At 73.3% G+C, this 12036-nt stretch carries 10 protein-coding genes; 6 read left to right on the plus strand and 4 right to left on the minus strand.

Annotation, left to right across the window (positions count from 1 at the left end; genetic code table 11):
- Window positions 1-22: 22 nt before the first annotated feature.
- The 5 genes from AB0C59_RS03600 to AB0C59_RS03620 all read left to right on the plus strand — a co-directional run bounded on the left by AB0C59_RS03600 (window position 23) and on the right by AB0C59_RS03620 (window position 4118).
- A complete protein-coding gene (locus AB0C59_RS03600) occupies window positions 23-964 on the plus strand; it encodes an OB-fold domain-containing protein (protein WP_363000578.1) in 942 nt (313 codons plus the stop codon).
- Window positions 964-2010, plus strand: coding sequence for a thiolase domain-containing protein (locus tag AB0C59_RS03605; RefSeq protein ID WP_363000580.1), 1047 nt, complete (start codon window positions 964-966; stop codon window positions 2008-2010). Before AB0C59_RS03600 ends, AB0C59_RS03605 begins: the two co-directional genes overlap by 1 nt.
- Window positions 2007-3173 (plus strand): thiolase domain-containing protein, encoded by a 1167-nt coding sequence (locus AB0C59_RS03610; protein WP_363000581.1) that lies wholly within the window; start codon window positions 2007-2009, stop codon window positions 3171-3173. Before AB0C59_RS03605 ends, AB0C59_RS03610 begins: the two co-directional genes overlap by 4 nt.
- Window positions 3174-3255: 82 nt before the next feature.
- Window positions 3256-3498, plus strand: a complete 243-nt coding sequence (locus AB0C59_RS03615; protein WP_363000583.1) for a DUF397 domain-containing protein — start codon at window positions 3256-3258, stop codon at window positions 3496-3498.
- 122 nt (window positions 3499-3620) lie between these two features.
- The gene (locus AB0C59_RS03620) at window positions 3621-4118 is read left to right on the plus strand and encodes a hypothetical protein (RefSeq protein ID WP_363000585.1); all 498 of its coding nucleotides are present in this window, start codon (window positions 3621-3623) and stop codon (window positions 4116-4118) included.
- A gap of 36 nt (window positions 4119-4154) precedes the next feature.
- On the opposite strand, the gene AB0C59_RS03625 is transcribed toward AB0C59_RS03620, so the two are convergent.
- Together AB0C59_RS03625 and AB0C59_RS03630 are read right to left on the minus strand one after the other, a co-directional pair.
- Complete coding sequence (locus AB0C59_RS03625; RefSeq protein ID WP_363000587.1) at window positions 4155-6161, minus strand: peptidoglycan recognition family protein; 2007 nt, start codon at window positions 6159-6161, stop codon at window positions 4155-4157.
- 131 nt (window positions 6162-6292) lie between these two features.
- Window positions 6293-7432 (minus strand): aminoglycoside phosphotransferase family protein, encoded by a 1140-nt coding sequence (locus tag AB0C59_RS03630; protein WP_363000631.1) that lies wholly within the window; start codon window positions 7430-7432, stop codon window positions 6293-6295.
- 232 nt (window positions 7433-7664) lie between these two features.
- Here AB0C59_RS03630 and AB0C59_RS03635 point away from each other — a divergent pair, with 232 nt between their 5' ends.
- Window positions 7665-9173 (plus strand): hypothetical protein, encoded by a 1509-nt coding sequence (locus AB0C59_RS03635; RefSeq protein WP_363000589.1) that lies wholly within the window; start codon window positions 7665-7667, stop codon window positions 9171-9173.
- A gap of 237 nt (window positions 9174-9410) precedes the next feature.
- Here the strand turns inward: AB0C59_RS03635 and AB0C59_RS03640 are convergent, their stop codons facing one another.
- Complete coding sequence (locus tag AB0C59_RS03640; protein WP_363000591.1) at window positions 9411-10436, minus strand: Gfo/Idh/MocA family oxidoreductase; 1026 nt, start codon at window positions 10434-10436, stop codon at window positions 9411-9413.
- A gap of 58 nt (window positions 10437-10494) precedes the next feature.
- A complete protein-coding gene (locus AB0C59_RS03645) occupies window positions 10495-11592 on the minus strand; it encodes a chemotaxis protein (protein WP_363000593.1) in 1098 nt (365 codons plus the stop codon).
- Between the last annotated feature and the right edge of the window lie 444 nt (window positions 11593-12036).

Genomic DNA, 12036 nt, shown 5'->3' on the forward strand with positions numbered 1-12036 from the left:
GCGCCGAAGGAGCGAGCCACCGATGCCCGAGATCCTCAAAGCCCCCCTGGTCGTGGAGTTCCCCTTCACCCGCTCGCTCGGACCCGTCCAGAGCGCCTTCCTCACCGGCCTGCGCGAGCGCGTCGTCCTCGGCGTCCGCACCGGGGACGGCCGCACCCTGGTCCCGCCCGTCGAGTACGACCCGGTCACCGCCGAGGAGATACGCGACCTCACCGAGGTCGCACCCACCGGCACGGTCACCACCTGGGCCTGGAACCACACCCCCCGCCGCGGCCAGCCACTGGACACCCCCTTCGCCTGGGTGCTGGTCCGCCTCGACGGAGCCGACACCGCCCTGCTGCACGCCCTGGACGCCCCCGGACCCGACGCCGTGCACACCGGCATGCGCGTGCGGATCCGCTGGGCCGCCGAGCGCGCGGGCGCCATCACCGACATCGCCTGCTTCGAGCCCTACGACGGCGAGGGCGCCGAACCGGGCGCCCACGACGGCGCGTTCGACGACCCGGTGACCCAGATCGTCGCCCAGGCCCGGCTCGACTACACCTACGCGCCCGGCCGCGCCCAGTCCGCCTACATCGCCGCCCTGTCCCAGCGGCGGATCGTCGGCGAACGCTGCCCCTCCTGCCGCAAGGTGTACGTCCCGCCGCGAGGAGCCTGCCCCACCTGCGGCGTGGCCACCGAGGAACAGGTCGAGGTCGGCCCCGGGGGCACGGTCACCACCTACTGCATCGTCAACATCAAGGCCAGGAACCTCGACATCGACGTGCCCTACGTCTACGCGCACATCGCCCTGGACGGCGCCGACCTCGCCCTGCACGCCCGGATCGGAGGCATCCCCTACGACCAGGTGCGCATGGGTCTGCGCGTCGAACCGGTCTGGACCGAGCACGGCCGCCACCCCGACCACTACCGGCCCACCGGCGAACCCGACGCCGACTACGACACCTACAAGGAGCTGCTGTGATGCGGGAGATCGCCGTCGTCGCCTTCGCCCAGTCCGACCACCGGCGCTCCACCGACGACACCTCCGAGGTCGAGACCCTCATGCCGGTCCTGCACGAGGTCCTGGAGCAGACCGGGTTGCGGACCTCCGACATCGGATTCACCTGCTCCGGCTCCAGCGACTACCTCGCGGGCCGCGCCTTCTCCTTCACCCTCGCGCTCGACGGGGTCGGCGCATGGCCGCCGATCTGCGAGTCGCACGTCGAGATGGACGGCGCCTGGGCGCTGTACGAGGCATGGACGAAGCTGCTCACCGGCGAGGCCGACACCGCCCTCGTCTACTCCTACGGCAAGTCCTCGCCCGGCTCCGTCCGGGACGTGCTGACCCGGCAGCTCGACCCCTACTACCTGGCGCCCCTGTGGCCGGACTCCGTGGCGCTCGCCGCGCTCCAGGCGCGGGCACTCATCGACGCGGGCCTGACGGACGAGCCCGCCCTCGCCCGGGTCGCCGCCGGCGCCCGCAGCGCCGCCGAGACCAACCCGCACGCCCAACTGCGCGGTCCCGTCCCCCACGGGGACCACCTCGTGGAGCCGTTGCGCACCGGGGACTGCCCGCCCATCGGCGACGGCGCCGCCGCCGTGGTCCTCGCCGCGGGGGAGCGCGCCCGCCGGCTGTGCGCCCGACCCGCCTGGATCCGGGGCATCGACCACCGCATCGAGGCCCACGCGCTCGGGGTGCGCGACCTGACCGACTGCCCCTCGGCGCGCCTGGCCGCCGAGAAGGCCGGCGCCTTCGAACGCCCCGTGGACACCGCCGAACTGCACGCCCCGTTCACCTCCCAGGAGGTGATCCTGCGCAGGGCGCTGCGGCTCGGCGACGACGTCACCGTCAACCCGTCCGGGGGAGCCCTGGCAGCGAACCCGGTCATGGCCACCGGGCTGATCCGGATCGGCGAGGCCGCCGCCCGCATCCACCGCGGCCGGTCCGACCGCGCGCTCGCCCACGCCACCTCCGGACCGTGCCTGCAGCAGAACCTGGTCGCCGTACTCGAAGGAGATGCGCGATGAGCAAGGAACCCGTGGCCGTCGTCGGCATCGGCCAGACCAAGCACGTCGCGGCGCGCCAGGACGTGTCGATCGCCGGCCTCGTCCGGGAGGCCGCCCTGCGCGCGCTGCACGACGCCGAGGCGACCTGGGCCGACATCGACGCGGTGGTCATCGGCAAGGCGCCCGACTTCTTCGAGGGCGTCATGATGCCCGAGCTCTACCTCGCCGACGCGCTGGGCGCGGTGGGCAAGCCCATGCTCCGGGTCCACACGGCGGGCTCCGTGGGCGGGTCCACCGCACTCGTCGCCGCGAACCTCGTCGCCGCCCGCGTCCACGGCACCGTGCTCACCCTCGCCTTCGAGAAGCAGTCCGAGTCGAACGCGATGTGGGGCCTGTCCCTGCCCATCCCCTTCCAGCAGCCGCTGCTGGCCGGGGCGGGCGGCTTCTTCGCCCCCCACGTCCGCGCCTACATGCGGCGCAGCGGCGCCCCCGACACGGTCGGATCCCTGGTCGCCCACAAGGACCGCCGCAACGCCCTGAAGAACCCCTACGCGCATCTGCACGAGCACGACATCACCCTGGAGAAGGTGCAGTCCTCTCCCATGCTGTGGGACCCGATCCGCTACTCGGAGACCTGCCCGTCCTCCGACGGGGCCTGCGCCATGGTGCTCACCGGCCGCGCCGGCGCCGCGCGTTCACCCCGGCCGCCCGCCTGGATGCTCGGCGGCGCCATGCGCAGCGAACCGACCCTGTTCGCCGGCAAGGACTTCGTGTCGCCGCGGGCCGGCAGGGACTGCGCCGCCGACGTCTACCGGCAGGCCGGCATCACCGACCCGCGCCGGGACATCGACGCCGCGGAGCTGTACGTGCCCTTCTCCTGGTACGAGCCGATGTGGCTGGAGAACCTCGGCTTCGCCGAGGAGGGCGAGGGCTGGAAGCTCACCGAGTCCGGCGCGACCGCCCTGGACGGAGACCTCCCCGTCAACATGTCGGGCGGGGTCCTCTCCACCAATCCCATCGGGGCCTCCGGCATGATCCGCTTCGCCGAGGCGGCACTCCAGGTACGCGGACAGGCCGGAGAACACCAGGTGGACGGGGCGCGCAGGGTGCTCGGACACGCCTACGGCGGCGGCTCGCAGTTCTTCTCCATGTGGCTGGTCGGCGACCGACCGCCGGACTCCTGAAGGCATCACGCCCGACGGCCTGTCGGCCGTGGGGGACCCTCGCTACGCTGGCCGCGGACGACGAACCGGGAGGAGCACGGACGTGGCCGAGAGCACCATCCAGCAGCCGCCGCTCAAGGGCTGGGACAAGCCGGACCTCGACCTGAGCAACGCCGACTGGCACTCCAGCAGCCGAGGCCTCGGCGACGTCGAGATCGCCTTCGTCGAGGGCTTCATCGCCATGCGCAACGGTGGCAGCCCCGAGAGCCCTTCCCTCATCTTCACCCCCGCGGAGTGGGGTGCCTTCATGTCGGGGGCACGAGAAGGAGAGTTCGACCTCACCTGAGACATCACCCGCCCACCGGGAGCGGCCGGCCCCGCCCGCGGCGGCCACCCGCTCCCGGCGGGCGGGTCCGGCCGCGGACGGGCCGGAGCCCCGCCGCCCCGCCGGACACGTACCATTGCGGCATGTCCTTCCTCCGCCGCCGCAGCGCCACCCCTGCCGGGCCCGACTTCGACGTACTGGCCATGGATCCGGAGGACTGGCCGGGCAACCTCGGCGCCGGTCTGCTGCCCGCCCCGGACGGCACCTGCCAGGGCGTCTTCCTGCGCTACGACCTCTTCGGCGGGCGCGGCCCCGCGATGATCATCGGCAATCTGCCGGAGGGCTCGCCCGCCCGCGACGTCCCGGAGGGCGAGATCCCCTTCGAGGTGGCGCAGCTGCTGGTCGCGCTCGGCAACGACGAGGAGATCACCGTCGTCGGCAGCGAGGACATCCCGGTGATGCAGGGCGACAACCTGCTCATCGTGCGCCGCCTCAAGCTCTCCGAGAGCCGGATCTCCTGCGTCCAGTTCGACCGCAGCGACAACGTCCTGGTCACCATCGCCGCCTGGGACCGCCCCATCACCGACGATCTGTACGCCCTGCTCAAGCCGCTGCCCGCGGAGCTCTTCCAGCAGGGCTGACCGGGACCGGCGGGGCGGACCCGACGCCGCACCCCGCTACGGGACCGGCGCCGTCGACGGCACCACCCGGACGTCCGCGGCCCGCACGAACGCCACCCGATGGCCGAACTGGATCTCGTAGTACCGGTCCTCGCCGGTCACGACCCGGTGCGTGTCCCGTGCGTAGGTGGTCGCGTAGAAGTACTCGCCCGGCACCTCGTCGCCGACGACGTACCGCTGGCCCGCCGGCATCCGGTACGGCAGGGGCGAGATCGGTTGGACGGGCACGCCCGCCGGGTACGCCTTCTCCTCCGGGTACGCCCTCCCGTACACCGGCACGTTCGTGCGGCCGGGCCGCGGCGTCACCACGAGGCCGGATCCGTCCACCGCGACGCGCCGACCGCGCGGGCCGCGGAACCACGCCTTCTGCCCCAGGTACCAGATGGCCGTCCAGCCGCCGCGACGGCCGGCCACCGCGTACCGCTGGCCGGTGGACACCCGTGAGCCCAGGTCGTTCACGTCGGTGGTCGAGTCCTCGCCGCCGGGGTGCAGCCCGATGTCCCCGATCAGCGGGGAGGCGGCGTCGGGACGGCTGTACAGCCGCACCTCACCCGAACCGTGCACCGCGCACGGCTCACCCGCCGCCGCGCACCCCGTGTACGCGGGCCGGTTCGCGGTGTAGTCGGGCAGGATCGTCACCACACCGCCCCGTCGGCTCGCCGTGCGGTGGAACGGCCTGCCGAGCAGCTCGAAGTAGTGCCGCCAGTCCCAGTACGGCCCCGGGTCCGTGTGCATGCCGGGGACCGAGGAGGCCGTCGGGCCCGGCACGTCGTCGTGGCCGAGGACGTGCTGCCGGTCCAGCGGCACGTGGTAGCGCGCGGCGAGGTAGCGCACGAGCCGGGCCGACGAACGGTACATCGCCTCCGTGTACCAGGCGTCCGGCGCGGCGAGGAAGCCCTCGTGCTCGATGCCGACCGAGGTGGCGTTGACGTACCAGTTGCCCGCGTGCCAGGCCACGTCCTCGGTCCGCACATGCTGGGCCACCTGCCCGTCCGTGGAGCGCACCGTGTAGTTCCAGGACACGTACGTGGGGTCCTGGACCAGTCTGAGGACGTCGTCCCACCGGCCCTCCGTGTCGTGGACGACGATGTACCGGATGCTTCCCGAGAGCGGGCGCTCGCCGAGGTCGTGGTTGCCGTAGTCGTCCGGTCCGGTCCGCTCGTACGGCGCCGGGACCCACGCGCAGGACAGGACGCGAGGGCACTGGGTGCCGTTCGGGCCGGACGTCACGGGGCCGTGCAGCCCGGCCCTGCTCGGCCGTGCGGTGTCGGGCCTCAGGCGCGGCTGGGCGCCGAGCGCCACGGTCTGGCCGGCGTCGTCGACGCGCCGCTCACCCTCGCGCATCACCTCGAACACGTCGTCGGCGTAGGAGACCGCGCTCGCGTGGTCGTCCGCGCCCGAGAACGCGGCCACCGCGCCGTACCACGCGGCGGGCTCGGCGCTGAGCGGCCGGCCGAGGCGCCTCTGCGCGGCGGCGAGCAGCGCGGCGCCGCCGGCGATGTTCGCCGCCGGGTCGGTGCGCAGCCGTCGCGCCGGGATGCCGGTCAGCGCGGCGGCCCTGGTCAGGGTGGTGAGCCGGGCGGGAAGCCGGGAGTCGTCGGGTGCCGTCCCGACGGGCGGTGACAGGGGGCGGCCCCGGGCGGCCCCGGCGCGGGCCATCGCGGTCCGTACGTCCGTCAGATGCATGGGCCCGTAGCCGCCGGCCACGCTCGGCGCGCCACCGTGGGTGTCCCAGCGGGACTGGAGGTAGGACACACCGAGCAGCACGCTGCGCGGCACGTGGTACGCGGCCGCCGCGGCGGCGAAGGCACCCTGCAGCCGTGCCGTACCGCCCGGCGGGGCGGCGGGGGCGGTGGCGCCCAGCAGGGGCGGCAGCAGCGCCGCGGAGACGACGGCGACCGCGGCCCGGCGGGCGGAGGAGCGTGGGGTGGCGGAACCGAGCAAGGCAGCCTCCTGGGACGGACGGACCCGCCGGCACCCGGGCCCCGACGCCGCGTCAATCATGCACGCCGGGACGCCGTTTCCCGTGACATCACCGAACAGCCGAGGTCGGCGTGGCGCCCGACCCCCGCCCGGAACGCACGAAGGTCCGCGGTGTGCCGCTCTCGCGTGCACACCGCGGACCACCATCCCCGTCAGCGAGTGCCGACCGCCGCTCGTACGGCCCGGCGGGCCATGTGGCAGTCGTCGTGCAGCCGCCGCAGCAGCAGCCGCTGTTCCTCGCCGGACGGCGCAGCACCCGAGTGGGCCACTCCCGGTGCCGCCGGGGCCGCGTCGTGCATCGAGCGCTGCACCGCCGTCTCGTAGGTACGGATCTCCCGGGTGAGGACGAGCATCAGGTTCACCAGGAAGCCGTCGCGCGACGCCGGTCCCGCCGACTGCGCGATCTTGCTGATGTCGCGCCGGGCCATCGGGGCGTCACCGAGGACGGCCCACAGCGTCGCCAGGTCGTAGCCCGGCAGGTACCAGCCCGCGTGCTCCCAGTCCACGAGCACCGGGCCCGCGGGCGAGAGCAGGACGTTCGACAGCAGGGCGTCGCCGTGGCAGAACTGGCCCATGCCCTGACGCCCCGCCGTGTGGGCGATGCCGTGCAGCAGCTTCTGCAGGTCGCCCATGTCGCGGTCCGTGAGCAGCCCCAGTTCATGGAACCGCGAGATCCGCTCCGCGTAGTCGAGCGGCGCGTCGAACGTGCCCGCCGGGGGCCGCCAGGCGTTCAGCCGGCAGACGGCAGCCAGCGCCGTCCTGATGTCCGCGCGGGGCGGCGCCTCGACCGGATGCCGCTGCAGCGCCGCCACCCGGCCCGGCATGCGCTCGATGACCAGGGTGCAGTTGTCCGGATCCGCCGCGATCAGCCGGGGTGCCCGCACCGGCGGCCGCTGACGGACGAACAACCGGTATGCAGCTATTTCGCGCCGGAAGCGCTCGGCCCACATGGGCGACTGATCCAGTAAACACTTGGCGACCGCCGTGGTGCGTCCGGTCGTGCCGACCAGGAGCACCGAGTGCCCGGTGCGGCGCAGTACCTGCACCGGGGCGAACTCCGGGCAGATGCGGTGCACCGAGGCGATCGCCGTGCGCAGTTGCGCGCCCTGGGGGCCGGAGAGGTCGATACGGCCGCTGAGGGGCCCGGAGGCGGCGCCCGGAGCGCGCCGCGCCCGGCCGGCGGCGAGCGCGGGGGCGGCGCCCCGCGAGGGGTCGAGGTAGGGGCCGCCGGCACCCGGGCGGGCTCGCAGCGGCCGGGGCGGGGCGGACACGGAGGACGATGCTGCGTACACGGTGGTCACGGATCCCTTCGTGTGCCTTCGATGACGCGCTGCCCCTCCCGGCCGCCGTCGGCGCACCCTGGGGAATGTCCCTGCGGCGACCGGGTCGGGGTGGCGCATTCCTACCTGACACCCGTCGGCCCCTGGCACACCATCTGGCGCACCCTGGCGAACCCTGGCGAATAGTCCCGGAGCACCTGACAGCGGGCTACTGTCAAGTCAGCCGAGAACCTGGGGGCTTGATGTGAGCGGACAACCCAACACCCGTCTCGCGGACCTGTTCGGCCTGACCGGCTGGTCCAAGGGCGAACTCGCGAGAATGGTCAACCGGCAGGCGGCGGCCATGGGGCATCCCCAGCTGGCGACCGACACCTCGCGGGTACGGCGGTGGATCGACATGGGAGAGATCCCGCGCGATCCCGTGCCACGGGTGCTGGCGGCTCTGTTCACCGAGCGTCTCGGCCGTGTCGTGACCACCCAGGACCTCGGTCTGGTCCGGCACGGGCGCGCGGGGAGCAGACGTGACGACGGGCATGCGAAGCACCCCGACGGAGTTCCATGGGCGCCCGAGCGGACGGCTGCGGTCCTCACCGAATTCACGGGAATGGACCTCATGCTCAACCGACGCGGCTTGGTGGGCGCGGGCGCCGCGCTCGCCGCAGGATCCGCACTTCGCAGCGCGATGCACGACTGGCTGCACACCGATCCGGCTCTCGCGGCCGACGTCCCCCGTACCCACGACCCCCTGTACGCCGACTCCGCCGGGTTCGACCGCTACGAGGCCGCCCCCATCGGATCGCAGGAGATCGAGGAACTGGAGCGTTCCGTCGAGGTGTTCCGGGCCTGGGACGCCGCTCGTGGCGGAGGGCTGCAACGCAAGGCTGTCGTGGGACAGCTCAACGAGGTGGGCGGCATGCTCGCCTACCACCACCCCGACCATCTCCAGCGGCGGCTGTGGGGCGTCGCCGCCAACCTCGCCGTCCTCGCCGGATGGATGTCGCACGACGTCGGTCTGGAGCCCACGGCGCAGAAGTACTTCGTCATCGCCGCCCACGCGGCCCGTGAGGGCGGCGACCGGCCGCGTGCCGGGGAGGCGCTCTCCCGCGCCGCGCGCCAGATGGTGCACCTCGGCCGGCCCGACGACGCCCTGGACCTGATGAAGCTCGCCAAGTCCGGTTCCGGGGAGGAGGTGTTGCCGCGCACGAAGGCCATGCTCTGCACCATCGAGGCCTGGGCGCAGGCCTCCATGGGCAAGGGCCAGGCCATGCGGCGCACGCTCGGCGAGGCGGAGGACCTGTTCGTCTCCGACCGGGGCGACGTGCCCCCGCCCAGCTGGATGCAGATGTTCGACGAGGCCGATCTGCACGGAATGCAGGCCCTGGCCTACCGCACCCTCGCCGAACACGAGCCGGACGCCGCCCTGATCGCGCAACGCCACGCCAAGGAGGCGCTGGAACTGCGCAGGTCCGGACACGACCGGTCGAAGATCTTCGACCACATCTCCCTGGCCTCGGCCTGCTTCATCGCCGACGACCCCGAACAGGCCGACCGCTACGCGCGCCTGGCTCTGTCCTCGATGGGAGCGAACTCCTCCCACCGCACCTGGGACCGGCTGCGCGAGATGTACCGGCTCACCGGCCAGTACTCCAGCTACCCCAAGATCCAGGACCTGCGGGAGGAGATCAAGTTCGCGCTTCCCAAGAGCCTGTCGAAGCCCAGGAGCGACACGGGCACCGGCAGCGCACCGGTATGACACGGCCGCGCCGGCCGTCCCACGCACGTGCACCATCAGGACGTGAACCCCACCCCACCGACGCCGTCGGCGTGCGCCCTGCCTCGTCGCGACATCGCGGCGGGCAGGGTGCCCGGCTCGGGCCGCCCTGCGGCGGGGCGGCCGGGCGGTCCGCTCGGCCGTGACCACTCTCCCACAGCGGGGGAGGGCCTGTACGGCGTTCGGCGACACCCGACGGGTCGGTGCTGCCGGCATATGTCAGTGGCCCGGGGTGGTGTACAACTCCGGGCGTGCCGCGAGTTCCACGGTCTGGCGGACCCCGCCGCGCCGCGCCCGCACCCCCGCCTCGGCGACCGCCGCCGCCGCGTATCCGTCCCACGCCGACGCGCCGGTGACCTGCCCGCGGCGCGTGGCGTCCACCCATGCCCGCACCTCGCGGTCGTAGGCGTCGGCGAACCGGACGAGGTAGTCCCGCGGGACCTCCTCGACCGCGCCGCCCTCGCCGGTGACGACCATCGTGCGCCCGTCGCCGATCCGCGCGGTGCCGTGCGCGCAGACCGCCTCGCAGCGCACCTGGTAGCCGAAGCCCGAGTTGACGAAGACCTCCACGTCCACCAGGGCCCCGCCCGAGGTCTCGAACACGACGAACTGGGGATCGTCGAGACCCTCGGGGGCGCCCGGCGACGAGCGCGGGCACAGCACCGACACCGCCGTGAGCTCCTGGCCGAGCAGCCAGCGGGCCGCGTCGATCTCGTGCGACACGGAGCTGGTGATCAGCATGTCCGTGGTGAAGTCGCGGGGGGAGGACACATTGCGGTGCGTGCAGTGCAGCATCAGCGGCCGACCCAGACGCCCCTGGTCCAGCAGGGACTTCAGGCGCGCGTACTCGGCGTCGTAGCGCCGCATGAACCCGACCTGGGCCAGGCGCCGCCCGAGCCCCGCCTCCGCCTCCACCACACGCAGGGCCCCGGCCGCATCGGGCGCGAGCGGCTTCTCGCACAGCACCGGCAGCCCCCGCGCGAAGGCGGCGAGCAGGGCCTCCTCGTGCGCCTCGCCGGGAGAGGCGACCAGCACCGCCTCGACACCGGGGGTGTCCAGCGCGGCCACGGGGTCGGGATGCACGAGGACGCCCTCGATCCCCGCCGCGGCCTCCTTCGCCCGGTCCGTGTCCGGGTCCGCCACGGCCACGACTCTCGCTCCGCTCACCTGGCGGTCCAGCCGCCGCACATGGTCGGCGCCCATGTGTCCCGCACCCAGTACCGCCACGCCCAGCAGCGCGCCCATCGGCCGCCCTCCCTCCGCACCGCGTCCTGCGGTCGCGGGGGCCAGGGTAGTCAGTGCCTCAGTAGCGGAGCACCCCGGCGATGCCCTGGGCGTCACCGAGCGCGCCGTCCGGCACGAAGCGCACGTCGGCGCCGGTGTCGAGGCAGCGCTCCACGATCTCGTCCACGATGTCCTCGCGGGCGTCGAGTTCACCGCTCTCGGCGAGTACGAGGTGGTCGCCGGTGTCGTCGCTGATCGTCACACGGTAGTTCTCCTCGACCGCGAGGAGACGGATCCGGCCGTCGGAGGCGCTCTGCCAGACCTCGTCCACCCCGGCGGCGAACGCCCTGTGGCCGCGGGCCGACTCCAGCTCACGGCCGACTCTCGCGACGGCCTTGAGGTTCTCCGCGGCCAGGACCGGGTCGACCGCCCGCCACACCGCGTCCGGGCCCGCCTCGGCGAGCCCGCCGTGCGGGATGTGGACGGCGTGTGCGGTGACGCCGCCCCGCTCGTGCAGCACGGAGAGCGCCGCCTGTTCGCCGGTGACGTAGAGCGCGCGCGGATGGTGGCGCAGCACGTCGCCCATCGCGATGTCGACGTCCCGCAGGAACCGGCGGGTCGCCTCGTCGCGGAACGTGCTCGGCACATCGCCGATCCGCTCCTGGCGTTCGGCGTCGAAGTTCTCGTGGCGGCGCACGATCGGAAAGCCCGCGGCCCTCTCCTCCACGACCCGGTCGGCGCCACCGTTCCACAGCGCCGCCCGCTCCGCGGAGAGGGTCAGCACCCAGAAGGGCTGTTCGGCGACCTGGGCGGAGACCAGGTTGCGGGTGAGGAAGGTGTCCGAGAGCACCACACGCTCGGGCACCGATCGGGCCAGCGACCACACCTGGTGCTCGCCGGGTGCGGCGAAGATGACCAGTCCGTCCTCGGCATGCGCCAGGTCGATCTCGGCGAGTGCCCGGTCGAGCTGGTGCGTGACGTCGATCCGGCGCTCACGGGTGATCGCCGGATCGGCCTCCAGCCGCTTCTTGGCGTCGGCCAGCGCATTGCGCAGCCGGACGCGGTCCTGGGTGTTCTCGGGCTCGCGGCGGTGCGTCGGCGTGAGCACCGACACCGCGGGATAGGGCCGTGGCCGGCGCAGTTCCGCGAGGGTCGAGGGACTGAGGGCGTGCTCCATATGAGCACCTTAGGGCGGATTCCGCCGTGCGGCATTCGGGGGAATCCGGTGCGGCGACGGGTGACCTTGGGGAATTCTTTGCGCCTGGCCGAGACAGGGCGGCGACCGCCCGTAACGGTGCCGGTCGCCGTGCGCACGGGATGTGCGGGGGACGTACACGGAACGCAAAACCGGTCCGAAACCAAGGGGTGGGGCGCCCGGGCCGGGGCGCGGCCGAGTTGACCGCCTTCCGCGTGTGACACACGCTCGACATAGCTGCTTAATACAACTGGTTCGCCCGGAACGGCCCGGACCGCGACGGAAGCCGCAGGTGATCGGGCCGACCGAGGCCGGACGCGGGAGGTTGCGTATGTGCGGGATCACCGGGTGGGTGTCCTTCGACCGTGATCTGCGGTCCGAGAGCGCGACCGTGGACGCGATGACGGAGACCATGGCCTGCCGGGG

The organism is Streptomyces sp. NPDC048664 (assembly GCF_040650555.1).
Lineage (GTDB): Bacteria > Actinomycetota > Actinomycetes > Streptomycetales > Streptomycetaceae > Streptomyces.

What these genes read in the sequence shown, in the direction of transcription:
- AB0C59_RS03625 (WP_363000587.1), bottom strand. Translation starts at nt 6,161, where the DNA reads ATGATTGACGCGGCGTCGGGGCCCGGGTGCCGGCGGGTCCGTCCGTCC.
- AB0C59_RS03600 (WP_363000578.1), top strand. Translation starts at nt 23, where the DNA reads ATGCCCGAGATCCTCAAAGCCCCCCTGGTCGTGGAGTTCCCCTTCACC.
- AB0C59_RS03640 (WP_363000591.1), bottom strand. Translation starts at nt 10,436, where the DNA reads ATGGGCGCGCTGCTGGGCGTGGCGGTACTGGGTGCGGGACACATGGGC.
- AB0C59_RS03605 (WP_363000580.1), top strand. Translation starts at nt 964, where the DNA reads ATGCGGGAGATCGCCGTCGTCGCCTTCGCCCAGTCCGACCACCGGCGC.
- AB0C59_RS03645 (WP_363000593.1), bottom strand. Translation starts at nt 11,592, where the DNA reads ATGGAGCACGCCCTCAGTCCCTCGACCCTCGCGGAACTGCGCCGGCCA.
- AB0C59_RS03610 (WP_363000581.1), top strand. Translation starts at nt 2,007, where the DNA reads ATGAGCAAGGAACCCGTGGCCGTCGTCGGCATCGGCCAGACCAAGCAC.
- AB0C59_RS03620 (WP_363000585.1), top strand. Translation starts at nt 3,621, where the DNA reads ATGTCCTTCCTCCGCCGCCGCAGCGCCACCCCTGCCGGGCCCGACTTC.